This is a genomic window from Octadecabacter dasysiphoniae (assembly GCF_021532615.1).
Taxonomy (GTDB): Bacteria; Pseudomonadota; Alphaproteobacteria; order Rhodobacterales; family Rhodobacteraceae; genus Octadecabacter; species Octadecabacter dasysiphoniae.
The window spans coordinates 337620-361544 of the sequence record NZ_JAKGAQ010000004.1 but is presented as its reverse complement, the minus strand read 5'-3'; the positions used below and the strand labels follow the sequence as shown (position 1 = coordinate 361544).

At 55.4% G+C, this 23925-nt stretch carries 25 protein-coding genes and 3 tRNA genes; 2 read left to right on the top strand and 26 right to left on the bottom strand.

Annotated features, from left to right (window positions below; genetic code table 11):
* Nucleotides 1–114: 114 nt before the first annotated feature.
* The 13 genes from L0664_RS16200 to L0664_RS16140 form a co-directional block, all read right to left on the bottom strand.
* Nucleotides 115–1005 carry an ATP-binding protein gene (locus L0664_RS16200; RefSeq protein WP_235226934.1) on the bottom strand — a complete coding sequence of 297 codons (891 nt, stop codon included), beginning with the start codon at nucleotides 1003–1005 and terminating at the stop codon, nucleotides 115–117.
* Between the two features lie 814 nt (nucleotides 1006–1819).
* Nucleotides 1820–1894: transfer RNA gene (locus tag L0664_RS16195), tRNA-Phe, on the bottom strand.
* 96 nt (nucleotides 1895–1990) lie between these two features.
* The gene (locus L0664_RS16190) at nucleotides 1991–2200 is read right to left on the bottom strand and encodes a DNA gyrase inhibitor YacG (protein WP_235226933.1); all 210 of its coding nucleotides are present in this window, start codon (nucleotides 2198–2200) and stop codon (nucleotides 1991–1993) included.
* Nucleotides 2200–3228, bottom strand: a complete 1029-nt coding sequence (locus L0664_RS16185) for a ribonuclease E/G (protein ID WP_235226932.1) — start codon at nucleotides 3226–3228, stop codon at nucleotides 2200–2202. Before L0664_RS16185 ends, L0664_RS16190 begins: the two co-directional genes overlap by 1 nt.
* The gene (locus L0664_RS16180; protein ID WP_235226931.1) at nucleotides 3225–3794 is read right to left on the bottom strand and encodes a Maf family protein; all 570 of its coding nucleotides are present in this window, start codon (nucleotides 3792–3794) and stop codon (nucleotides 3225–3227) included. The genes L0664_RS16185 and L0664_RS16180 overlap by 4 nt, the downstream gene beginning before the upstream one ends.
* 6 nt (nucleotides 3795–3800) lie before the next feature.
* Nucleotides 3801–4019: a translation initiation factor IF-1 gene (gene infA / locus L0664_RS16175; protein ID WP_008186030.1), complete on the bottom strand. Its 219-nt coding sequence runs from the start codon at nucleotides 4017–4019 to the stop codon at nucleotides 3801–3803.
* A gap of 133 nt (nucleotides 4020–4152) precedes the next feature.
* On the bottom strand, nucleotides 4153–4611 hold the full coding sequence (locus L0664_RS16170; RefSeq protein ID WP_268821726.1) for an arsenate-mycothiol transferase ArsC: 459 nt from the start codon (nucleotides 4609–4611) through the stop codon (nucleotides 4153–4155).
* Between the two features lies 1 nt (nucleotide 4612).
* On the bottom strand, nucleotides 4613–5092 hold the full coding sequence (locus L0664_RS16165) for a UPF0262 family protein (RefSeq protein ID WP_235226929.1): 480 nt from the start codon (nucleotides 5090–5092) through the stop codon (nucleotides 4613–4615).
* A gap of 4 nt (nucleotides 5093–5096) precedes the next feature.
* Nucleotides 5097–6401: a histidinol dehydrogenase gene (gene hisD, locus L0664_RS16160; protein WP_235226928.1), complete on the bottom strand. Its 1305-nt coding sequence runs from the start codon at nucleotides 6399–6401 to the stop codon at nucleotides 5097–5099.
* A 74-nt stretch (nucleotides 6402–6475) separates the two neighbouring features.
* Entirely contained in the window at nucleotides 6476–7228 is a 753-nt protein-coding gene (locus L0664_RS16155) for a hypothetical protein (protein ID WP_235226927.1), read from the bottom strand.
* Between the two features lie 18 nt (nucleotides 7229–7246).
* Nucleotides 7247–7726 carry a DUF2948 family protein gene (locus L0664_RS16150; protein ID WP_235226926.1) on the bottom strand — a complete coding sequence of 160 codons (480 nt, stop codon included), beginning with the start codon at nucleotides 7724–7726 and terminating at the stop codon, nucleotides 7247–7249.
* Nucleotides 7723–8994, bottom strand: a complete 1272-nt coding sequence (gene murA / locus L0664_RS16145; RefSeq protein WP_235226925.1) for a UDP-N-acetylglucosamine 1-carboxyvinyltransferase — start codon at nucleotides 8992–8994, stop codon at nucleotides 7723–7725. Before murA ends, L0664_RS16150 begins: the two co-directional genes overlap by 4 nt.
* 5 nt (nucleotides 8995–8999) lie before the next feature.
* Entirely contained in the window at nucleotides 9000–9149 is a 150-nt protein-coding gene (locus L0664_RS16140; protein WP_235226924.1) for a hypothetical protein, read from the bottom strand.
* A gap of 85 nt (nucleotides 9150–9234) precedes the next feature.
* On the opposite strand from L0664_RS16140, the gene L0664_RS16135 reads away from it, so the two are divergent.
* Nucleotides 9235–9309, top strand: a tRNA-Thr gene (locus L0664_RS16135).
* A gap of 51 nt (nucleotides 9310–9360) precedes the next feature.
* Here the strand turns inward: L0664_RS16135 and L0664_RS16130 are convergent.
* The 13 genes from L0664_RS16130 to L0664_RS16065 all read right to left on the bottom strand — a co-directional run bounded on the left by L0664_RS16130 (nucleotide 9361) and on the right by L0664_RS16065 (nucleotide 23224).
* Nucleotides 9361–10092: a proteasome-type protease gene (locus tag L0664_RS16130; protein ID WP_235226923.1), complete on the bottom strand. Its 732-nt coding sequence runs from the start codon at nucleotides 10090–10092 to the stop codon at nucleotides 9361–9363.
* Nucleotides 10093–10140: 48 nt separating this feature from the next.
* Nucleotides 10141–10938 (bottom strand): transglutaminase family protein, encoded by a 798-nt coding sequence (locus L0664_RS16125; protein ID WP_235226922.1) that lies wholly within the window; start codon nucleotides 10936–10938, stop codon nucleotides 10141–10143.
* Between the two features lie 10 nt (nucleotides 10939–10948).
* Nucleotides 10949–11890 (bottom strand): alpha-E domain-containing protein, encoded by a 942-nt coding sequence (locus tag L0664_RS16120; protein ID WP_235226921.1) that lies wholly within the window; start codon nucleotides 11888–11890, stop codon nucleotides 10949–10951.
* Between the two features lie 4 nt (nucleotides 11891–11894).
* Nucleotides 11895–13322, bottom strand: a complete 1428-nt coding sequence (locus L0664_RS16115) for a circularly permuted type 2 ATP-grasp protein (protein WP_235226920.1) — start codon at nucleotides 13320–13322, stop codon at nucleotides 11895–11897.
* A gap of 48 nt (nucleotides 13323–13370) precedes the next feature.
* Nucleotides 13371–14159: a transglutaminase-like domain-containing protein gene (locus tag L0664_RS16110; RefSeq protein WP_235226919.1), complete on the bottom strand. Its 789-nt coding sequence runs from the start codon at nucleotides 14157–14159 to the stop codon at nucleotides 13371–13373.
* 57 nt (nucleotides 14160–14216) lie between these two features.
* Nucleotides 14217–15260 (bottom strand): glutathione S-transferase C-terminal domain-containing protein, encoded by a 1044-nt coding sequence (locus L0664_RS16105; protein ID WP_235226918.1) that lies wholly within the window; start codon nucleotides 15258–15260, stop codon nucleotides 14217–14219.
* A 59-nt stretch (nucleotides 15261–15319) separates the two neighbouring features.
* Nucleotides 15320–16951 carry an SDR family oxidoreductase gene (locus L0664_RS16100; protein WP_235226917.1) on the bottom strand — a complete coding sequence of 544 codons (1632 nt, stop codon included), beginning with the start codon at nucleotides 16949–16951 and terminating at the stop codon, nucleotides 15320–15322.
* Nucleotides 16948–17355: a thiol-disulfide oxidoreductase DCC family protein gene (locus L0664_RS16095; protein ID WP_235226916.1), complete on the bottom strand. Its 408-nt coding sequence runs from the start codon at nucleotides 17353–17355 to the stop codon at nucleotides 16948–16950. Before L0664_RS16095 ends, L0664_RS16100 begins: the two co-directional genes overlap by 4 nt.
* 85 nt (nucleotides 17356–17440) lie before the next feature.
* Nucleotides 17441–19336: an acyl-CoA synthetase gene (locus L0664_RS16090; RefSeq protein WP_235226915.1), complete on the bottom strand. Its 1896-nt coding sequence runs from the start codon at nucleotides 19334–19336 to the stop codon at nucleotides 17441–17443.
* Between the two features lie 494 nt (nucleotides 19337–19830).
* Complete coding sequence (locus L0664_RS16080; RefSeq protein ID WP_235226914.1) at nucleotides 19831–21624, bottom strand: ABC transporter transmembrane domain-containing protein; 1794 nt, start codon at nucleotides 21622–21624, stop codon at nucleotides 19831–19833.
* A gap of 197 nt (nucleotides 21625–21821) precedes the next feature.
* Nucleotides 21822–21896 (bottom strand) — tRNA-Gly (locus L0664_RS16075).
* Nucleotides 21897–22066: 170 nt separating this feature from the next.
* Nucleotides 22067–22666: an exonuclease domain-containing protein gene (locus tag L0664_RS16070; RefSeq protein WP_235226962.1), complete on the bottom strand. Its 600-nt coding sequence runs from the start codon at nucleotides 22664–22666 to the stop codon at nucleotides 22067–22069.
* A 12-nt stretch (nucleotides 22667–22678) separates the two neighbouring features.
* Nucleotides 22679–23224 (bottom strand): YaeQ family protein, encoded by a 546-nt coding sequence (locus L0664_RS16065; protein ID WP_235226913.1) that lies wholly within the window; start codon nucleotides 23222–23224, stop codon nucleotides 22679–22681.
* 235 nt (nucleotides 23225–23459) lie between these two features.
* On the opposite strand from L0664_RS16065, the gene L0664_RS16060 reads away from it, so the two are divergent.
* A complete protein-coding gene (locus tag L0664_RS16060) occupies nucleotides 23460–23867 on the top strand; it encodes a WYL domain-containing protein (RefSeq protein ID WP_235226912.1) in 408 nt (135 codons plus the stop codon).
* Nucleotides 23868–23925: the final 58 nt, after the last annotated feature.

The following is a 23925-nucleotide window of genomic DNA, read 5'->3' as shown; positions in this document are numbered from 1 at the left end:
GAGAAAAGTCCGCATTGTGTGAGTTCAGGTAGGGCGTGGAGAATGCCCGGTCTCGCACCGAGAGTGGCAAAAACGGTCGTTTGCGGCATCTGATAACTGTTGACATTATTAGTGTTACGGCTGACGGCGCATGAATTCCGCAAAAAGCGGAACTGAAAAGTCGAGGAAACCGTGTTCAGTACTGTAAATCATCCCTTTCGAGATAGTGTTGGCGCGAACGGGGCCGAGCGAAGACAGTTTTTTATCCAAAGCCTTCGCAATATCGTTCATGGCGTAGGGACCATCCCCTAGTGTGGCCATGACCGTTACAAACTCTGTTTCCTTCGGCGTCAATCTATCGAGACGTACTCGAAAGAAGCCGTCGTCAAGTGATGCGATGGTCTCGGTATAGGCGTTGTCTACATCCTGTTTGGTGATTTTCGGACCTTCGGCATTGTCCCAGGCCTTAGATGACCACTCTTGCAGAAAAAACGGATAACCTTGTGTCTTGGTCACTATCTCTGCGAGGGCATCATTTGAAATCGTCGCAGCTTCCTCGATAATAGGTTTCTCCACCGCTTGTCTTGCTGATTCTGGGTCCAGCGCGCCGACACCTGGGTAGAGGAACAGTCTTTCAGAGTACGATTTAGCCTCACCAGCAAGGCGTGCAATCTGTGGAAGACCTGCGCCAACCATAATGACGGGCAGGCCCTCTTGTGACATTCGGTGAATTGATACGATGAGAGCGGATAGGTCAGCTTCAGATAGGTATTGCACCTCGTCAATCAGTAGCACCCAACCTTTGCTCCCAGCTTTTGCTGCTTTCCCAATGGCAGTGAAAAGGTCTGGGAGGTCGAACTGAATATCGCCACTGTCCGCAAGTCCAGGTTCGGGTTCGACGGCAATTTCCGCACCAGCCACCTCAATCTTGAATATCGAGGCGAAGCCGCGAAGTCCCTTAAGGCCAAGTTGTGCGAGTTGCTTTGCGGCTTCTATTGATGATAGTGCGCGCAATACCTTACGCATTTCTGGATAAAGAAGGCGCGCTAGACTCTGGTGTTCAGGAGCCTCGATTTTTGAGATGTAATAGCCTTGCTCTTCTGAATTGGGCCGATTTCATTCAGCAAGACTGTCTTGCCAGTTCCCCGCAATCCAAGAAGCATCATGGGTCTCGGATTGCGCCCCAGCAATGCGCGTCCACATGCGATTTTAGCGGCATGCAAGATGTGATCACGCCCTGCCAACTCAGGAGGTCTACTTCCTGCTCCAGGGGCAAATGGATTGCGGTAGGGATCCATCCTAAAACTCCAAAGTGTAGATAACCCTAACTAGGTATAAGGTAGTATAACTTTTAGAGCTATATTTTATTATACATCCTTAGATATGAAGCTGATGGGAAAAGGGCCCCCGCTATGGTTTGAAACGGTCCTTTGTGCCGGTCCGCTCTGCCCCACGCAAACCCGATCACTTAGACATGACAAAAACCTCCGGCAAAACCTATGCAGTTTTGGCAGGTTTTTGACCACCGTCTTAGCGGCGTCTAAGCCACAAACATAGCCGAGCCGTTCCCATTTATGCAGCAAAATCAACAGCCACGATTGGTCACATATGTGACCAAAATCGCAAGGGTTTCCGCCATCCACGGTTCATTGGACTGACCTGCAAGCGAAAAGCGGCTGTTGAGACGTGGACTACACCCGATTGTACCAACCAAAGCAGTAGTGGCTCGCTGACATATCGAAACGTGCCAAGCGATCCAAAGACTGGGGGATGCACTGGGGGATCAGGATCTAAGAAAATCTTCTAACCATATGAACTGAATGTATTTTTATTTTAGTAATGGTGCCCGGGGGCAGAATCGAACTGCCGACACGAGGATTTTCAATCCACTGCTCTACCCCTGAGCTACCCAGGCACGGGAAGGGGTAAACCCCTTGGGTGAGCGCGTTTTAGAAGCCATGCAATCGACTGTCCAGAGCCTTATTGCATTTCGATGAAATGACTTTGCCAATCAGTTAGGTCGGGGCGGTTTTAGGGCGTCTTCACCCTGTGCAATCGCCTGTTCCAGCGCTTCGGTCAGCTCATCCAGATCATCTTCGTTCTGGGATGGCACCGCGTAGCTTCCGCCCAGCCATTTGGCCAAATCCACATCCGCGCAGCGTTTGGAACAGAACGGGCGATACGCCGCGTCGGTGTCTTTCGCGCAGATCGGACAGACCATTACAGCACCTCCAAAGGAACGGGCAGCCTTTCGCGTTTGCGCTGCAATTCATAGTGGCCCAGTGGGGTCCAGCCGACCAAGGCCGTATCAATCCCGTCCGCCTTGAACGCAGACCGCAAGGCAGATTCAATCTGTTTGCGGTGGGCTTTAGACATCGGCGCGAGATCAATGACGATCTGCCCGCCCAGCCCGCGCAGACGCAACGCACGTGGCAGCGCCTTACAGGCCGCTAGATTGGCCTTGAGCGTGGATGCCGGGGACGTGTCCCCACCCGTGTTGACATCCACCGCCACAAGCGCGCGCGTGGGTTCAACATACATGAAGGCCGATGCCTCCAGTGCGACGCGAGGCTGGCCCAATGTCGCCATCTGGTCCAATACGCCATGGTCTTCGAACCCGCCTGCATCCGTTACGACCGTGGCCGGTTCAACCCATTCGCGCCACGCCAAACCGTGCGGGCCGTCGCCATCGGTCAACGCCTCGGGGTCTCCGGTTGCGTCGGCCATGATGGCGCTCGCCATAGCGTCCATTGCGGCGATATCTTCGATAATGTCGTCATCGCTGCCATTTTCACACGACGAGCGAAGGATAAGCCCGAAGCCGTCAGAGACCTCGACCTCATGGGCGCAAGCGAGAATCCGTTCGCGCGCATCATCATCTTTGATCGATCTGCTGACATTTATGCCCGGTTTACCCGGCGTCACGATGGCATAGCGCGATTTGAACAAAACACGGTCGGTGACCGGAATGGCCTTACCGCCGTCCGCATAGCCCGTAACCTGCACCAAGATCGCTTGACCGGGGGCAAGCCCCTTGCCCTGACGCAGAAAGGCCGTTTCACCCTCTGGCAGGCGCAACATCATGCCACCCTGCCCTTTTAGCGGGCGATCACAGACCGCACGAAATATCGATCCCGGACGGGGCGCGCCTTCATCATCAATCAATAGGTCTTGCAGTTTGCCATCAATCATCAAAGCAGCCGCCTCACGGCCCGCTACGTGATCCAGAACGATCATACGCCCCTTCATGTCCAAATCTCCAAGCCCGAGGATTGCAATAAATTCGCTGTTTCCGCCAAAGGCAGCCCAACAACGGCGGAATATGATCCCGAAATCCACGGAATGAACGCGCTGGCTGGTCCTTGGATGGCGTAGCCGCCCGCCTTGCCGCGCCAATCGTCCGTCGCCAGATACCCAGCGATTTCCGCATCTGACAGACGTTTCATTTTAACGTCCGTCACCACATCCTTAACCCGCACGCCGCTTTGTATCTTAACAGCAATCGCGGTGATAACCTTATGGCGCCGCCCCGACATCAGACGCAGAAATGCCTCTGCTTCGGTGGCATCAACAGGTTTTCCCAAAATACGCCGCCCTACCGCAACAGTAGTGTCAGCGCACAGTACGATTTCATCCGCGCCGCACTCTGACGCCAGCGCCTTTTCCCGCGCCATACGCCGCACGTAATCGCGCGGTTTCTCTGCGTCCACGGGGTCTTCGTTTATGTCGGGTGCGCGCACAACATCAGGCGTCAGCCCAAGCTGCGCCAAAAGCTCCAACCGTCGCGGTGAACCGGAGCCTAGAACCAACCTCATGGTCGATTATTTGAAACGGTAATTGATCCGACCCTTGGTCAAATCATAGGGGGTCATTTCAACCTGCACCTTGTCGCCTGCCAGAACGCGGATGCGGTTCTTACGCATCTTTCCTGCCGTGTGCGCGATGATCGTATGGCCGTTTTCCAGCTCGACCAGGAATGTCGCGTTCGGCAAGAGTTCTTTTACGACACCTGGAAATTCGAGCAGTTCTTCCTTGGCCATGTTCTCTCCATCAAAAAGCTCCGCTATGTGCGGACACTGCTAGATGCGACGGTCCGCGCGGATTTTCAAGGGCTAACTAGCTTTTAACGGCTGCGACACGGTGTGCTCAGCATCAAAAGTGAGGCAAAGCGCGTCAATCCGCGTCGTTTCGCGTGCCCCAACGCGCAATCAGGCGATCATGTATCTGATCACGCGCCTGACGATAGGACACAAGGCGCGCATCGCGGCTTTCTCCCAATCCGGTCGGGTCCAGAATCGGCCAGTATTCAACCTCAAGATGGCTGTGGCGCGTCAATTCTTGTGCGCGGCGCTGGCTTGCCGGGGACAATGCAACAATGAGGTCAAAGGACGACAAATCATCGCCCCAGTTTTCCATTTCATCAAAAGATCTGCTGCGATGGCGCGACAATTCCACCTCCAGTTCCTGACAGACAGAAATGGCGAACCCGTCAATATCAAGATCCCCCTTCACGCCAGCAGATTGCAGATACACGTCTGTTCCAAAAAGCTTTTTGGCGATCCCTTCGGCCATGGGGGAGCGCACAGAATTGTGGTCACAACAAAAAAGAATGGACTGGGGAAGTGTGTCCAACTCAGCCTCCGAAGTGCAAAACACAGATAAGCGTGAATAGGCGGCGCGATGTGTCCGTGTCCACTTCCGCCTTACCTTCAAGGCGTTCTTCCAAGACGCGCGCGCCTTCATTGTGAATTCCGCGTCGCGCCATATCGATGGTTTCGATTTGGCTGGGGGCCGCCGTTTTCACCGCATCAAAGTAGCTTTCGCAGATTTGAAAATAATCCTTAACGACCTGACGGAACGGACCGAGGGACAGATGGAATTCCCCCGCTGATTCACCTTTTTCAGTCGCGATTTCAAAAACCAGCCGTTTCTGACGGATCGACAATCCAAGGCGATATGGCCCCGCAGGAACGGCCCGCCCGTCCCGATCCGGCAGAACGAACGAATTTTCCTCAAGCAGATCGAACATCGCGACTTTGCGTTCCTGTTCAATCTCTGGCGTGGGCGGCGGCAGCGCGCTGTCGTCCAAATCGATGTGAATTATCTTCGCCATTACCTTAGTCCCTGTTCAAACGGTCAAGCCGCGCCCGCACGCTCAACCCATGAGCCTCTAAACTTTCGGAAATGGCAAGCCGTTCCGCAGACGGGCCAATCGCGGCGAGGGCTTCTGGTGACATCCGCGCAAGGGTCGTGCGTTTGACAAAATCCATCACCGACAACCCGCTTGAGAACCGGGCAGAGCGCGCAGTTGGCAACACATGGTTCGGTCCGCCAACGTAATCGCCAATCGCCTCGGGCGTCCAAGCGCCGATGAAAATCGCACCCGCGTGGGTGATTTGCGCCGCAAGACCGTCGGCATCTGCCACACAAAGTTCCAGGTGTTCAGGTGCGATTCTGTCAGATAGTTCAACCGCTTGTGCCATATCTTCAACCGTGATGATCGCGCCGTAATCCCGCCAGCTTGGCCCAGCAACCGCGCGGCGTTCCAGTGTCTGCAACCGCGCCTCAACCGCGTCAGCGACGGCCTGCCCGAACGCCACATCGTCGGTGATCAGGATGCTTTGCGCACTTTCATCGTGTTCGGCTTGTGACAACAAATCCAGCGCGATCCAGTCAGGATCATTGTCTTTGTCCGCGATAACCAAAATTTCGGATGGGCCGGCGATCATATCGATCCCGACTTTACCAAACACGCGGCGTTTCGCAGCGGCGACAAAGGCGTTGCCGGGGCCGGTAATTTTATCAACGGGTGCGATCGTGTCTGTGCCATAGGCCAGTGCGGCAACGGCCTGCGCACCACCAATGCGGTACACTTCATCAACACCCGCAATCCGGGCTGCGAGTAAGACAAGCGGGTTCACTGCACCATCCGGCGTCGGGACAACCATGGCCAAACGCCCAACCCCTGCGACCTTTGCGGGCACCGCGTTCATCAACACGCTGCTGGGATAGGTCGCAATGCCACCGGGAACATACAATCCAGCCGCCGAAACGGGCGTCCAGCGCCACCCAAGCTGGGCCCCCGCCTCGTCAGTCCACATCGCGTCTTCGGGAATTTGGCGTTCGTGGTACGCGCGGATGCGGGCCGCAGCCAGTTCCAGCGCCGCGCGATCCTCGTCAGACACCTGCGCGCAATAGGCGTCAATTTCTTCATCTGAAAACCGCAATCCCGTTGCGTCCAGATCAAGGCGGTCAAATTTCGCTGTCAGTTCAAGCACCGCCGCATCACCGCGCGCACGCACGTCAGCGATAATATCAGCCACAACAGCGTCAACATCGGGGCTATCTTCGCGTTTAGCCCCCAAGAGCGCTTGAAACGCGGATTCGAAATCGGGGTCGGTGGTTGATAGAAACTGTGGCATGGCAAACTCCTGTCCGCGATCCATAAAGCGGACGTAGCGGGTCTTCAATCATTTGGCGCACAGGCGACGGCGCGTTAAATCCCCGCAGCAAGCAAAGTCAGGGTGATGCTTACCTTTTGCACCAAAGGATCGGGGTTATTGGCTAGGAATTCCTCAAAGCTCAGGTTTGCAGCGCAGGTCAGTGGGTCTTGCACTGACGCGGCTATCACCGCCTGTCTCATGTCCTCTGACACGTGGTCCTGATCGCCCCATTGTTCCAGTATCATCAGGACTTCGCCGTGACTGGCGGGCGCATGTTCTACGGGCGTATCGCGCCCCGCGGCCAGTGCCAGAAACGTCGCGTTGGCGGATTCCGCGATGAGCTCAAGATTAACCTGGTCAATCTGGTCCAGCCGCAACGCCGCCCCACCCATCAACGCATAGGTCGCGCAAATGTCCGGTGTGTCCGACAAATCCTGCAAAATCGCGACGTTGGCGATCCGCATCCGGTTGATCGCGTCATAGGGCGCTGTTCCGATGTAATGCGCATTCGAAATGCGCAGATTGGACGTAAACTGCTGACCGATCGCAAAACCCTGCTCGCTTGATGCCGCATTCAGCCCACCCGCGTCGTTTGCGAAGGCTGTCGTTTCGCTCAAAAAGGCTTGGTATTCTGGCGAAAAATTATCGCGCAAGATTTCATAAAGCTCGCGTTGTTTGCCCTGTCCGGCGGCCTCGAACAATGCGGCTTCGACATCTGCGTTGGTTGCCAAAGGCGGCTTGGTGCTAAACTGCCAGCCGACGATACCCGCAATCACAACCGCTAAAACCGCTAGAATGTTCTTCATTACCGTCTCCTGATCCGGTTAGGCACCGTGGTCGGGTTTCCCTTTGGAGGGGGCCACATAGGGGCGCGTCACATCCTTCAGAACCACCTCAAGCGCTTCGACTTGCACGCGGATCACGCCGTCCCCCGCAAGGGTTAGTTCAACAAAACCACCACCGTCTTCGCCAGCATCAAACGCGATCGCAAGAACGGACAAAACCATATCTTTGTCGCGCGGATCAACGCCCTGACTTTGGACGCGCATCGCGTCTTCGATCACCAGCACCGACTGGACGCGTTCATAATCGCGCTTGCGGGCTTCGGCCTTGTCTGCGTCTTCCCACCGGAATCTGTTCAGCAGAAGGGCAAAGCGGCGCGCGGCGCGATCCCATTTCATTTCAGACCCCGGAAAGACCGCGTCCTGAATCAAGCCGGACAACACGCCCAGATCTTCAACGTCGAGCGCTTTCAGCCGCAGGGGTTGTTCTGCGCCATCTTCAAAGGTTGCATCGTCGCTCACCGTCCTGCAACCCGTTCGATGTCGGCACCGACTTTGCCAAGCTTTCCGGCCACGTCCTCATAGCCACGATCAAGGTGGTAGACGCGGTTCACTTGTGTTTCACCCTCGGCCCGAAGGCCTGCAAGGATCAAAGACACCGAAGCACGCAAATCCGTCGCCATCACAGGTGCCCCCTTCATCCTGTCAACGCCCGTTACCGTGGCCGTGCCACCGTGGACTTCGATATCAGCGCCCATCCGCACCAATTCAGGCGCATGCATAAAGCGGTTTTCAAAGATCTTTTCTTCCAGAACAGATGTGCCGTCCGCAAAGCAAAGCATCGCCATCATTTGCGCCTGAAGGTCTGTCGGAAAGCCGGGGAACGGTTCTGTCGTCACATCAACGGCGTGGGGGCGATCCCCCTTCAGCTTTACCACAAGGCCGGTTTTCGTTTCCGACACGGAAACCCCAGCGGCATCCAGTTTCTCGGCAAACGCACCAACCAGCGACATACGCCCGCCAAGGCATTCAACTTCGCCGCCTGCAATCACGGGGGCCAACATATAGGTGCCCAGTTCAATGCGATCCGTCACAACAGGGTGCGTGGCGCCGTGCAGGCGATCAACGCCCTGAATGGTAATGCTGGATGTTCCGTCACCGTCAATCTGCGCGCCCATTTTACGCAGGCAATCGGCCAGATCGACGATCTCGGGCTCGCGCGCGGCGTTGTTGATCACGGTTGTGCCTTTGGCCAAAGTGGCCGCCATCATGATGTTTTCAGTCGCACCAACGGATGCAAACGGGAAGTCGATGACAGCGCCCTTAAGTTTACCGCCGTCTGCTTTCGCGTGCAGGTACCCGTCGCGCAGATCAATTTCAGCGCCCATTTTCGCAAGGCCGTCAGTATGGATGTCCATGGGGCGTGCCCCAATAGCGCAACCACCCGGCAAGGACACAATCGCATGTCCCTCGCGCGCCAGAAGCGGGCCAAGCACCAGATTGGATGCCCGCATTTTGCGCACGATGTCGTAATCTGCGGTGGTGTTGATCGCGCCGTGGCATGACATCGTCTGCACTTTGCCGTTCTGCAACGACGTGATTTCAGCGCCCAAAGATTCCAACAGCAACGTCATCGTCTTGATGTCGCTCAGGCGCGGCGTGTTTGTCAGGGTCAGCGGCTCATCGCTCAGCAATGTGGCGGGCATCAATGTCAGTGCGGCGTTCTTGGCGCCTGCAATTTCGATCTGACCAGAGAGCGATTTGCCGCCCCGTACAACGATAGAATCCATGCCTGTTACTCTTTCTCTTTCGCCGGCTTGTCGCCGGACTGTTGTGCCGCCTTTGCGCGCGCCTGTACCTTACGCCGCCCTAGGTTTGCCTTCAACGCGGCCTTAAGGCGATCTTCGCGCGTTTGCGGTCCTTTGGGGGGCTGTTTGCTGCTCATGGGAACCTGTTACACGGTGGCGCAAAAACCGTCCAGTGAGGGCTTGCGGATTGACGGATTTACCTCTACTCCGCGCTCATCGGTCGCTGCTGTAGCTCACTGGCAGAGCACTCCCTTGGTAAGGGAGAGGTCGAGAGTTCGATTCTCTCCAGCAGCACCATATCCCCCACCGTTCAGACCTGTCGTCATCCAGAACACCGGAGCGGCGCGATTACAGTTTGTAGCTGGGCAGTTGGGCCAGTGCATTGCGCAGCGCGTCGCCCCAACCGGATGAAACGGCTTCGTAATAATCATCGCCCAGCTCAATGCGGGGTTTATCGCCGGTTTGAAAACTGCCCGTTTCATAGACTTGCAGGTCAAGGGGTAGCCCCACGGACAGGTTCGCCTTGATCGTGGAATCAAATGAGACCAGCAACAGCTTGATCGTGTCTTCAAAGCTCATGTCAGGGTCATAGGCGCGCACGAGGATGGGTTTTCCGTACTTGGCCTCACCGATCTGGAAGAACGGGTTGTCATCCGTCACTTCGATAAAGTTACCTTCGGGGTAGACCATAAACAGGGTTGGATCGCCGCCCTTGATCTGCCCGCCCACGATGACAGACGCCTTGAATTTTGTAGATGCCTCTGGCCCTGACGCGTTGCTGTCATCGATGACCTCTTTCAACGTCGCACCCACCAACCGTGCGATCTGGAACATGGTCGGCAATTCCAGAATTGTCGGATTGCGTTCTGATGTGATTTTGGATCGCTCATCCAGCAGACTGATCAGCGCCTGCGTTGTGGCCAAATTGCCAGCGGTCATAACTGTAATGACCCGGTCCCCCTCAACGTTCCATGTGAACATCTTTTTGGTGGTCGAAAAGTTATCAACGCCAGCGTTGGTGCGGGTGTCCGACATGAAAACCAAGCCAGAGTTAAGTCGCAGTCCGACACAATAGGTCATTTATGAAATCCAGCAGGTTGTCAGGGGCACCGCGTGCCGACCGCCTATTTATTGCTGAACTTGCAACGATACAATCATTGATTCAGCCGCCGATCCCATACGCATGCCCGTCAGCGGTGCTGCGTCCCGCGAATCCAGTCCAATTGCGATCCTGACGTACCTTTCATCAGGGCTAATGCCGTTGGACACATCAAACCCGACCCAGCCCAGCCCATCAACATGGGCCTCTGCCCAGGCATGGCTTGCGTCCTGATCCACCCTGTCGTTCATCATCAAATACCCACTGACATATCGCGCAGGAATCCCGAACGTCCGTGCCGCAGATACGAATATCTGGGCGTGATCCTGACACACGCCGCCTTTGGCGATGAGGGCCTGTTCTGCGGTCGTACCCGCAAACGTCTGGGCCTCACCGTAGGGTACGACGTCCACAATCGCCTTTGAAAGATCATGCAACGCGGCGAGCGTATCAGTGCGGCCACTGATACCATCCGTCAGTGCCTTCACATGCGCCCCGGCAAGCGTGCGCGGCGTGCTTTGTAAAAAATGCCACAGCGGCGCTGTTCCATAAACCTTACCAAATATCCCGTCAGTGGAATGGGTTTCGATATGGCCAGACACCTGCACGGAAACTTCGCTGACGCCGTTTTCCACCTGCAACAATAAGGTTTCATTCTGATATTGGTCTTGAAAATTCAGTTCCTGATTGGCCCCGGTCAGGGTGACCGCCCAATCCAACACTGTCTGGCTTTTCGACGACACGGGCGTCAGGCGCACCTGTTGAAGCCCGTATGAAACGGGGGCGTCATAAGAGTATTTGGTCGTATGAGTGATTTTGAGTTTCATCGCGCCATACCTACCCTATGAACCTGTAATCTTGTTCAATCTGGCGTCCGATGACTGTCGTATCGTGGATGAAATCCGTGATGAACGCGTGCAAACCATCCTCGAAAATTGTGCCAATCGTGTGTTGGCGCATCTTGTCGCGCTGTCGTTCGATCAAGTCATGGCACGGCATCTTTTGATCGTAGTCTTTTGCGATAAACCCAAGATTTTGTTCAATAATACGGCTGCAAAACGACAGCGATCTTGGAAAGCGACTGTCGAGGATCAGGAATTCGGCGATTTTGGCAGGCGACATATCATCCGTGTTCAGCCAACGAAAAGACCGGTGCGCCGACACGGAACGCAGGATCGTTTCCCATTGCACATTGTCCAACGCAGAGCCCACGAAACTGGCAGACGGAAGCAGCGTGAAATACTTTACGTCAATGATCCTGGCGGTGTTGTCCGCACGTTCCAGCGCGATGCCGATCTGGGTAAAATCAAAGGCGTCATTGCGCAGCATCGTGCCGTGCATCGCGCCGCGCACCAAGGCCGTGTGACGGCGGATTTCACCAAGAACTGAGGGCAATTCAGTATCTTTGACAGGCTGTTTCAGCACGTCGCGCAGGGCCATCCAGCTTTCGTTGACGGCCTCCCAGACTTCTGTTGTCAAAGCGGTGCGCACCATGCGTGCATTCGTGCGTGCCTTGTCGATACACGACATGACGCTTGATTGATTTTCGAGGTCACGCAGCAGGAAATCAACGACGTGCGCCGCTGTATAGCTGTCATATTTCGCATCATATCCGACACGCACACCCGCGGTTGTGACAACCGATTTCCATTCAGATGCAGGATCACTGGAACGGGTCAACGCAATGCGAAATCCGGCCTCTATCAGACGGGCCGTGTTTTCACTGCGCTCCAGAAACCGGAACATCCAGTACAGCCCACCTGCGGTTTTTCCTAGCATGCCACTAGTCCTCCAAAACCCAAGTGTCTTTGGTGCCGCCGCCTTGGCTCGAATTTACCACCAGCGATCCGTCCTTGAGGGCAACACGCGTCAAGCCACCCGCCGTGATGTCCATGCCCTTGGGCGACATCAGCGCAAAGGGGCGCAAATCGACGTGGCGCGGCGCAAGGCCTTTGTCCGCAAAAATCGGAACGGTCGACAACGACAGCGTCGGCTGCGCGATGTAGTTGTTGGGCCGCGCGCGCAGTTTATCCGCGAAATCTGCAAGCTCTTTTTTATTGGCCGCAGGCCCGACAAGCATCCCGTAGCCGCCCGATCCGTGCACTTCTTTGACGACCAGATCAGACAGGTTGTCCAAGACGTATTTCAACGAATCCGGTTCGGAACAGCGGTAGGTTTCGACGTTCTTCAGGATCGCCTTTTCACCTGTATAGAATTCAATAATATCAGGCATATAGGAATATATCGCCTTGTCGTCGGAAATGCCTGTGCCCGGCGCATTGGCGATGGTGATGTTGCCTGCGCGGTAAACGTCCATGATGCCGGGAACGCCCAACATTGAATCCGGGTTGAAGTTCAACGGATCAAGGTAGTCGTCGTCGACACGACGGTACAAAACATCAATGACTTCATAGCCTTGGGTCGTGCGCATGGCGATATGGCCGTCGACAACGCGCAAATCGTGGCCTTCCACCAGTTCAACGCCCATCTGGTCGGCCAGAAAGGAATGTTCGAAATACGCGGAATTGTGGATACCCGGCGTCAGGATCGCGACAGTCGGCTTGCCCTCACAATGGGCCGGCGCGCAATGCGCAAGGGAACGGCGTAGGTTTTTGGGATAATCGCTAACGGGCTGCACCTTGATCTGGCTGAACAGCTCCGGAAACATCTGCAACATCGTTTCACGATTTTCGAGCATGTAGGACACACCGGACGGTGTGCGGGCGTTGTCCTCAAGTACGAAAAACTCGTTTTCGCCTGTGCGCACGATGTCCGTGCCAACGATATGTGTGTAAATCCCGCCCGGCGGCGTCACCCCGATCATCTGCGGCAAATACGCCTCGTTGCGTGCGATCAAATCGACAGGAACAATACCCGCGCGCAGGATTTCCTGCCGGTGGTAAATGTCGTGCAAAAACGCGTTGATGGCGCGCACCCGCTGTTCAATGCCTTTTGACAGCTTGACCCATTCACGGTTCGCGATGATGCGCGGGATCAGATCAAACGGGATCAGGCGTTCTTGCGCAGCATCTTCACCATACACGTTGAACGTGATGCCCGTGCGGCGAAAAAACGCTTCGGCTTCTTGTGATTTCTGGATCAGGCGCGCGGGGTCTTGTTGCTCAAACCACCTACCGTATTCGGCATAGGGCCCACGCATCCCATCGGAATCCAAAAGCATCTCATCAAAGTGTTTGCGTTTCGACGTCATAACCAGACGATAGAGGTTAACCCGCGATCCGCAATGGTATGAGCAATATTAACTGCTAGGCGCGACACGCGAGACCTCAACCGTCTGTTTTATAAGCATCAATTCACCGTAGGAGGTCATGAAAGATACATCCGCCGCATCACGACCCACCCCGATGCGCACAATTTCAGGCGCCTGTGCCATGCCTGTGGGATCAACCAGATGCCAGCGCCCCCCAAGATAGACCTCGGCAACGGCGTGAAAGTCCTGCGGGGACACGTCCGGCGCATAGACGCTCACGAAGCGCGCGGGAACGCCCACCGCCCGCGCCATCGCGATCAACACATGGGCATAATCGCGGCACACACCGGCGCGCGCCGCAAAGCTTTGCGTGGCGGTCGTCTTGGCATCGCTGGCGCCAATATCGTAGGTGAAGTGCGTCTTGATCCAATTGGACATCGCCGCAATCAGCGCCCCACCCGACAGCGCCCCAAATTGTGTGGCGCAGAATTCAAAGAAATCTTCGGGGTAGCAATAGCGCGATGGCATCAGGAATTTCGTCACATCGCCGGGGATAGACGCCAGCGCCGTCTGTGCGCAGCGATCCAGCGCAACGCCGCCGCGCACCACATCCACAATCGCGTCATAAGTACATTCAAATTGGCGTTCCACATGCACCCATCTGCGCAGGCCAAGCCCCTCATCGCCCGAAACCACGTTTGATCCCGCCGCGGTTACCGCATCAACCCCGCCCTTTAGACACAGCTGTTCGTCGTCATGCAGGGCCTCGATTTGCAACAGAACATCGCTGGGCCGGGCCGCTGAATAGACCAGATGCGTTTTAATTCTAAACTGCAAAGTAACCTCTGGGATTTGGAAGGGTGGCGGGCTGTTTTATCGCTAATCCGGCACCATTCACCTGCGATCGGTCGCAAGGTCGGGATGCCCGTAGGCGTCGGGGTATGGCATGGGACGCATGGGGCCTAAAGGGACAACATTGTTCCAGGACCGTCCAAAATACCCCTGCCGGCAATGGATCAATGAATTGCTGTCAGCAACGCCCGGCAACGCATACACACGGCACACCCATCGCCACAGATGCGGATAATCCAATATGCGCGCACCGTTCAGCTTCATGCGTACGTAATACACCGGATCATGACGATACAGCGTCGGAAACAGACGCAAATCTGCTTCCGTAAACGTGTCGCCTGTCAAAAAGGGGCGGTTGTCGGATGCCAGCAAATTTTCCAACTTGGAAAGCGTGTCAAAATAGGCCGTGAACGCCGCCGCATAGATCGCTTGATCAGACGAGAACCCCGCCTTGTAGGCCCCGTTGTTAATGCCGACATAAATCTGCTGGTTGAGGGTATCAATCACGTCGCGCAAAGGCGCAGCCTCATCGCTCTGCGGATAAAGGTCAGGCCGTTTATCGTCTGGAATGCTGCTCCCTAAGGCGCGCGCTTGTGCGTTAAACATGCGGATAATATCAGCGCTTTCGTTTGTAACGATCCGTTTTGTTTTCTTGTCGTACAGGATCGGAACAGACGCCTCATCAGACCCCTCGGCCTCATAAATCTGCTTGGCGAGGCGAAAGGCCTGCCCTGTCGCGGTCTCGCCTGTACATTCGCGCAGTGTCGTACCCGTTAAGGATGCCACGCGATCAGGGTTGAATTCCCAACGGTTCGGCGCGATCGGGTCGTCTTCGGTGGTGCGGCTTGGGAATGCCACGTCCATCGTAATGCTGTCTTGCAACCCCAACACGTTGCGCGCAAGCGTCACGCGGTGGCACCACGGGCAGTTAAGGGCGACAAACACGTGATAGCGCCCCGCCTCAGCTGGAAAATCCGGATCTTCGCCTAGGATTGAACGAAACCCGCTGATTCCGCGTACAAATTCACCCTTTGCGCGACGTGCTGCCGCGTTTTGCTGGGATTCTTCGATGGATGTTTTGGTCACACGCGGGGCTCCTTGTTGATCTGGCGAAGCGTGGTTTAGAATGATCGGCACTGCCAGCCCTAAACGGGTTTCAGCCAGCCTTGATAATGGATCAACGTCGCCCCTGTCGGTGCTTTAAGGTGGACATCAAAATGAAACGTCCCGTCGATCACTGCCTCAGTCGCGATGGATTGGGGCAGCAACATACGCGGAATCGCAATGCCCCACATACGGCCCCTTTTGACGGGAAAATGCAGCTTACCTCCCTGAACTTGAAGGTCTAATTCAAACGTCATCGCGCCAAACCGTTCCGTCATGCCACTAGATCTTGCGCGCAAATGGGATTGAAACGTCGCGCGCCCAAAACGGCGCACCCATGTTTCACCGTTTGGTGTCGGGGTTTTAGTGACCTCAACCTCGATCTCATCGGCGCTAGGGGGAAAGCCGAACAAGGCAGCCGCAACACGGGCTTGCAATCCATTGCCACGTGTCACGCGCGCCAGCCCTTTGAATCTACGTGTTGTTACAGCATCGTGGGTGGCCTTAACGGCCGCAGGCAAACGGTCCATGTCCGCCCCAAGAACCTGCCTGAACATCGGGATACATTCGGCTTCGGTAATTTGCGTTTCGATGTTGAGATCGTCAAAACACGCTTCGATTTTGTCCAATGATATTAAAGACAAAGCAGGCCCCGCACCGTGTGGCAGGCTGGAAATATCACGACAGGCCGCGCGAATTGCGATGGCGGGCGTGTAGGGCCCATCCCCGTTCGTCGCCCGCATGATCCACGATTTGCGTTTGACTTCATTCCCTTGCGCTAAATCGATCTGGACAATCATGCCGCCCCGATCCGTTCCAAACGGCGCCAACACCCGTGCCCCGAACGTCATCAAAGACACGAACCAATCGGTGATCCCAAAGTCCAGCTTACTGCGCAAATAGGATAACAAACCAAGCCCGTACCGCATCACGCCGAGTTCCAGCCCCGCGCGAAAGGACACATTGGGGCAGTCGAAATGATCGGGGAACAGGCGTTGATCCGGCACTTCAATGCGCCAACCTTGGCGGCGATAACCCCCGAAATCATAGGTCTTCGGATCAGACCACGAGCGCACATCAATATCCGAACCTCCCTGTTTTTCGGTGTAATACCGCCCCGTTTGATCCAAGATGCTTTCAACGACAGCGCGCCCGCGCGGCGCTTTGTTGCCCGGTAGAATGGCCGTTTCAATCGCCAACGGGCGTGCGTCGCCGCGCAGACCATCCACAACAGCAGACGATATCGCCGGAACAGACGACATCCCTGAATAAACACATACTCCAGCAACCTTAGCATCGCGCGACAACACGTTGATCCCTTGGCAAAAATCAGCGTTGTCGCACAAATCAAAGTAATGGGCACCTGCGGCAATCGCCGCCTTGGGAACACGGTAAGGATCAGTTCCATACGCATGAAACGGTCCCGCGGCATCAACGATCACATCAAAGGTGTCAAATCCCGTAAGCGGCCCGTCTCGGTCAAATTTCAGATGCTTAAAGTCGGCGAGATTTGGGGCCTTGTTTCCGTTTCGCATGACGCGCCCCCGACCTGCCGGATCGCCTGCTGTTGGCTTTCGTCGGCTGGCAATCGTCACATCATGCCCGTCGCGCCACAAGAGGTCACACAACCGCGCGCCAAATGCGCCCGTGCCGCCGATCACCATAATCTTCATGGCAGCAATCGCGCCCTTAACGCCTCATTGGGAATGTCACACATTTCGGCCCGCCCGAACATTGCATATCGATTGCGCGCAACGCGGGCATACATCCAATCACGGGCTGGTTTGGGAAAAAGTTTGAGCCACGTAAGAAGCCAGCCAAGCCCACCGGTGCGACGACCCAAACGGATCAGCGCATCAAGATCGCACGTCACGGTACCGTCTTCCTCAATGAACAGCCAGCTGTCGGGATCAAGCGGATCAAGCCCATGTTCCACCATCAAAGCCGCCCCGGTTTCACCTTGGATCGGGGCAATACGGATATCGCCCGACCGATCCAACCAATGCACCATTTTCGCGCCAAACGCACATAGCGCACAGGTGCCGTCCATCACAGCAATCGGGTATTGAGCAGGCATCGTGGCCCCTTCCTGATGCGCACTGTGTAAACGCAAAACGCCGCCCCGTCAGGGCGGCGCTTTGTCTCAATTTGCCGAAACCGGATCAGTCGGCCCAGACCCAAGGGCGCGTGAATGACCCAAGAACATCTTTGACCTGTTCGTCCGTCGCGTCACCCGTTCTGGACAGATGCGCAACAAGGCCCAGTTTCTTGTCTTCCATCACGGCTGTCACCTGTGCCCCCACGCCCGCCTTGTCCAGCGATGCGTTGTAAACGCGGGTGATTGCAGATCTGCGCAAGTCGGGTTTGAAGATTTTGCCGACGGCGGTCTTGGGCAGTTCATCCATAATTTCGAGGTGTTTTGGATAGGCCGCACGTTCGTGGATGTGATTGTTGGCAAATTCCATCAGTTCCGCGACCGTGACAGTGGCACCGTCTGTCAGTTCGACGTAGGCGGCGGGTACTTCGCCCGCATGGGCGTCCGGTTGGCCAATGGCACCTGCAAAGGCGACTTCGGAATGGCCTGCAAGGGCTTCTTCGATTTCGGCAGGGTCGATGTTATGACCCCCACGAATGATCAAATCCTTAGCGCGGCCTGTGATCCAAAGATAGCCGTCCTCATCAATGCGGCCCAGATCGCCTGTGCGCAGATACTGGCGGCCTTTGACGTTGGCGCCGGGATAATAAAGGTCCGCGTTTTTGGGCGCTTCGGTATAGGTGTCGCCCTGGGAAACACCGGGCGAATAAACGCAGATTTCCCCAATTTCATCCGTGCCTAGGTCAAGCTGTGTTGCCGGATCGATGATACGGACATTCGTATAAGGGAACGGACAGCCGATTGATCCGACCTTCTTTTCACCCTGTGGCGGGTTGATGGACACCAGACAAGTGGCTTCGGTCAAACCGTAACCTTCGCAAATTGTGACGCCTGCGGCGGCTTCGAATTTCTTATAAAGCTCAAGCGGCAGAGGGGCCGACCCACAGAACGCGATTTTCAACGTAGATGTATCGGCGTTCACGGGGCGCTGCATAAGGGCCGACATGGCCGTCGGCACGGTGATCATAAAGGTCACTTTGTGGCGTTCGACCAGCTTCCAGAAATTGTCGAACACGCCTTCACCGCGATACCCTTGCGGGGTCGGGAAAACGATGTGCGCACCAGACGCAAGCGATGCCCCCATGCACACAATTGTCGCGAACACGTGGAACAGCGGCAGCGGGCATATCTGCACATCGTCCTCAGTGAACAACAACCGATGTCCAAGCCAGCCGTTGTATACGATGCCCGAATTGCGGTGCTGGGCGACCTTGGGCATGCCCGTGGTGCCGCCTGTGTGAAAATACGCTGCTACGCGGTCTTCGGTTGGGTCTTCGAATGTCAGGGTGGTCGGCTGTTTGGCGATGGATTTATTGAAATCCACGATCTTTGCGCCGTGTTTGACCTGCACCTTTGGGCGGATCAGCGGCACGATCAGCTTTTTGATCCCGCCGATGTATTTCAGCAAATCCATTTCGACCACGGTTTTGACATTGGGGGCCATGTCGACGGCCTCAGCCGCCTTTTGCGCAACGTCGGTTTTTGGGAACGCCTTTAGCGTCACAAGAACCTTGGCACCGGTTTCTTTCAGGATCGCGCCGATCTGGTCCGCATCCAACAGCGGGTTGATCGGGTTTACGATCCCCGCAACTGTACCACCCAGATACGTCAGCACTGTTTCCATTGAATTGGGCAACAAGAACGCCACAACATCATCGGACCCGACCCCAAGGTCGCGAAACAGGTTGGCGGTTTGGGCGACTTTACCCTGCAACTGCGACCACGTCAGCGTTTCCGCCGGATCATTGTCGCCAGAAAACATCTGGAACGTAACCGCGTTGCGATCGCCATGTTTTTCAACGGTCTGTCCCAACAGGGCCCAGACGGAATGGGGCAGCTTACGCTCCTCCCACGGCATTTCATTTTCGATAGCATTCCGATCGGCCATTGACGCAAATGTCATTGGTCGCACCTCCCTGTTGATTGTTCCGCCTCCTCCGGCGGTTTTGTCCCTGTAAGCAAGATGTGGCCTATTAGCCCGCCGCGCAAGCCTGACGCTACGAAAAAGGGCATCCCCCCTTTCGGAGGAGCAATCCTACATCAAAATCAAATGAGCTGATTATGCGCTAGTCCCCGTGCGGGATGCGCAGAACTTGACCGGGATAAATATTGTAAGGGTCCGGCAATATTGGTTTACCTGCCTCAAAACCCTTCATGTAAAGGCTCGCACATCTCATTGGATACAGCTTTGCCTTTGACCGCGGCTTTCGCCTTCAACCGAAATGTCCGCAGCTAGACCAAGCTCTGCAATTTCCGTGTTATGCGTTTCAACCGTTGGCGCGTCCGCTATCGATTGGACGAATTCTCCCAAAAATCAAACAGTCCCATCTCGGATCTGCCTGCATTGATCATGGTAGCGGGGCCCTACAGCGCCCAGTGGCCGCGACAGCAGCGGACTTATTCAGCCGCGACCCCATCGGTGAATTGCAGTCGCGCCAGACGCGCATAAAGCCCGTTTTGCGCAACCAGCGCATCATGCGTGCCAATGGCTGCGATTTTACCGGCTTCAAACACGATAATCCGATCCGCCTTTTTGACCGTCGCAAGACGGTGCGCCACGATCAGTGTCGTGCGGTTCTGCGACAGATGATCAACCGCGTGCTGCACCGCACGTTCGGATTCTGCGTCCAGTGCTGAAGTCGCTTCGTCCAACAATAACACAGGTGCGTCGCGCAGGATCGCACGGGCGATGGCAATGCGTTGCTTTTGCCCGCCAGACAGCATCACACCACGTTCGCCCACATAGCTGTCATACCCTTCGGGCAGCGCGGACAAGAAATCATGTGCTGCCGCGGCTTTGGCGGCAGCGATGACTTCGGCGTCTGTGGCATCGGGGCGACCAAAGCGGATGTTTTCACGCGCGGAGGCGGCGAAAATAACAGGGTCTTGTGGGACAAGCGCCATATGGCGACGGAAATCAGCACGATCCAGATCGCGCAGGTCCACACCATCGAGCGTAATTTGGCCTGATGCAGGATCATAAAACCGCAACAACAGCTGGATAATGGTCGTCTTGCCCGCACCTGACGGCCCGACAAGCGCAACGGTTTCACCCGGCTTGACGGTAAACGACACCCCGTCAAGCGCCTGAACGCCGGGGCGCGCTGGGTAGGCAAACCCAACGTCGTTAAACGCAATTTCACCATGGCGCGTTTCCGGGGCAGCGTGCGGCGCAATCGGATCGGCCACAGCATCTTGCGCTGTCAGCAGTTCAACAAGGCGTTCAGTGGCCCCTGCCGCGCGCTGAAGTTCTGACCAGATCTCGGTCAACGCGGCGACCGCACCTGCAACCATGATCGTATAAATCATGAACTGAACAAGTTCCCCGACGGTGATGATGCCCGCCTGCACGTCCGCAGCGCCCATCCAAAGGAACCCGACAATGGCACTAAAGGCCATGAAAATAACAATGGCCGTCAGAACTGCGCGGGTGGCAATGCGTCGGCGGGCGGCATCAAAACTGTGTTCGGTTACACGGTGGAAATTACCACGGCTGACGCCTTCGTGCGTGAATGCCTGCACCGTCTGTGCGGACAGCAATTGTTCGGACGCATCACCGGAACTTTGCGCAATCCAATCCTGGTTTTCCTTGCTCAACTTACGAACACGACGCCCGAGTATAATAATTGGAAAGATAATCACAGGGATCGGCCACAACACCATCAGCGACATTTTCACCGACGTATACAGCATCAAACCGATGCCGCCGATCAGGATCAGGCTGTTGCGAAGGGCAATCGATACGGACGATCCAATCACGCTCAGGATTAGGGTCGTGTCCGTGGTGATCCTGCTCAGGACTTCGCCGGTCATGACTTTTTCATAAAACGACGGCGACATGCCGATCATGCGATCAAACACCGCCACACGAATATCGGCCACAACCCGTTCGCCCAACCGCGTCACAAAATAATAACGCAATGCCGTGCCCACGGCCAAAATGGCGGCAATACCCAGCGCGGCGCCGAAATATCCATCCAGCAAACCCGGCTCTGCGATTTCAAAATTATCAACAACACGGCGCACAGCAATCGGCAACACCAGCGACATAAGCGCCGTAATCACAAGGGCCGTTCCGGCCAGCGCGATCATCCAGCCGTAAGGTTTCATGAACGGCCAAAGCGCACCCAGCGCGCTGATTTCTTTTGATCTTGCGCGTTCTTCGATGGCAAGTTTCGGGGCGTCAGCCATGATCAATCCTTGGGGTCGTCATTTTGGTCACCGAAGACTTAGTCCCGCCTCGCCAGACGCACAACCGCCACCATGTCGCATTTGGCAAACGATCCCCCGAACGCCATCAATTCATAAAGCATCACGAACGCTGAAGGCGCCCAACCCAAGTACAAGTCGATTGCAATCGCAGTACGCAAAAAGGAATTGGTGGAGGTTGGAGCGGGTGGGGGGAATCGAACCCCCATCTCCAGTTTGGAAAACTGGGGTCTTAACCATTACACAACACCCGCTCAACAAAAGTACGCATATTTCATGGATTTGAGGGCGTCAAGACGGCGATCGTCAATGTTTCGCTAACAAGCGCAGTGTCGACGCGACAAACAGCCCAAGTCGCCCCTTACCGATCTATCTGGCTGCTGCAGTGCGGCTTTTCCAATACGCCCATCCTCGACTATTTCTATTAGCGATCTTCAAACTGGAACGCCAACTGACGGTTGATCGTGAGGTGGGAAAACGGCGAACCTAAAACGTCTTCTGCCCTCAATATGACTGTCGCCGCGGCACGCGCGTCCTCGCCTGCGTCATGGTGATGAAACTCAAGCCCTAGGTGCTTTTTGAGGTTGGCCAAACCGTGTCCCCCTGCCCCCTTCAACGCAGGCCAAGCCTGACGGGCAACGGTGACGCTGTTGGTCCAATGTGAGGTTATCATTGGCACGTCATATCGCGCGCAAGCGGACGTGAGGGCCTTTTCATCAAATGTGCTGTGTTGCACAAGTCTGTGCGTGTTCAGAAGGTCAAACAAAAACCCATAGACCGTTGGAAATGATCCAGCGCCCGCGATGGTTTCAGCGCTAATCCCATGCAGCTCGGTATTGAACGACTCAAAAGGTTCCTCCGGGTCAATCAAGACGGAATAGGTCTGCACAGCCCCCGTTTCGCTGACAAAGCAAAGCCCGATCTGACATATGCCACCAATCGTTTTGCCCGCTGTTTCGACGTCTAACGCAATGAAACGAAAGGGGCCCTCGGGCAGCGTCGTGAGGTGTCCGAATTTGTTCAACACGTCAGCAACCTATCCTGCACTCTTCCATTCAATCGGGGTCACGTAGACAATGGCGTCATCGACACTAACCATGACCTCGCCTTCCTGAATGTTCACCTGCACCTTCATTGAGCGATTTGCCAGTTCTCCAAGATCACGGGTCTCCTTCTCCAAAAGGTTCATGACCTGAAGGTTATCAAAACGGGTGGTGCTATTTTTGATCTTTTCCCACCACATTTCCGCGGTCCTACCGCCGTAAGTATAGACAATCACTTTGCTGGCTTTGCCGGAGGACTGACGCACAACCTTTTCGCTCGGAAGCCCTAAAGCTACCCACAAATCCAGCTCCCCACTCAGGCTTTTCTGCCAAATGTCGGGCTCATCATCCGTTGAGAGACCTTTGGTCATCTCCAAATGCTCATGGGCATTCAGGGCAAAGGCGAGGATACGCACCATTAGTCGCTCATCCGTCTCTGAGGGATGTTTTGCCACAGTCAGTTTGTGGGTCTCATAATAATGATGATCCATGTCGGAGACGGAAAGTTCAACTTTGTAGATGGTAGCTTTTTGCGCCATGACGTGCTCCAGATTTGTGAAGATAAACGTACCTAATGCGTTTGGTGGCTTTCTGAAAGAACTTAACGGCTCTGCGCATTGCGGGCGTCAAGACAATGGTCTTAGATCCCTCCAACTATGCAACCAAGACGAAATAGGGGCCCAAACAAGACGTTGGCCCCTGTAGTCATCACCAGTAGGGTACGACTTGGCAAAGCCATCACACATAACAAGCCTTCATCGAGAAAGCTCCAAAATGAAAATCATTCAACACACACTCGCTTTGGTAACGTCCATTGCGTTTTGTTCATCCGCGCAGGCCCAACCGGAGCATGAAGCGCTGCTGTGCAAGGCCGCTGAAACAGGCCGCGTCGTCGAAGTTGTTTTCCACGAAGATGCAAGCAAGGACTGCCTACCACGGCTCGTTGACGTGCACCAAGTCGGCGTCGGAAACAATGGTCAGCTTTATATGCATGGCTGGCAGACCCGAGGCTGTACCAACGGGCGGGACTACGAGTCCGAGCGTATTTTTCGTTTCGACCGGATTCAGTCAGCAGAAATTGTAGAAGGCGAGTTCGGCGAGAGATCCCAGTCGATTAAGACCGGAGGCTGGGATGGCTGCATCGGTTCGAATTGCTTCATTGCCGAAAATATTTGCGAATAGAGCGAAAACAAGAAACGCTTGATACACCGCTTACGGCCCTGAGCAGACATTCATCCTA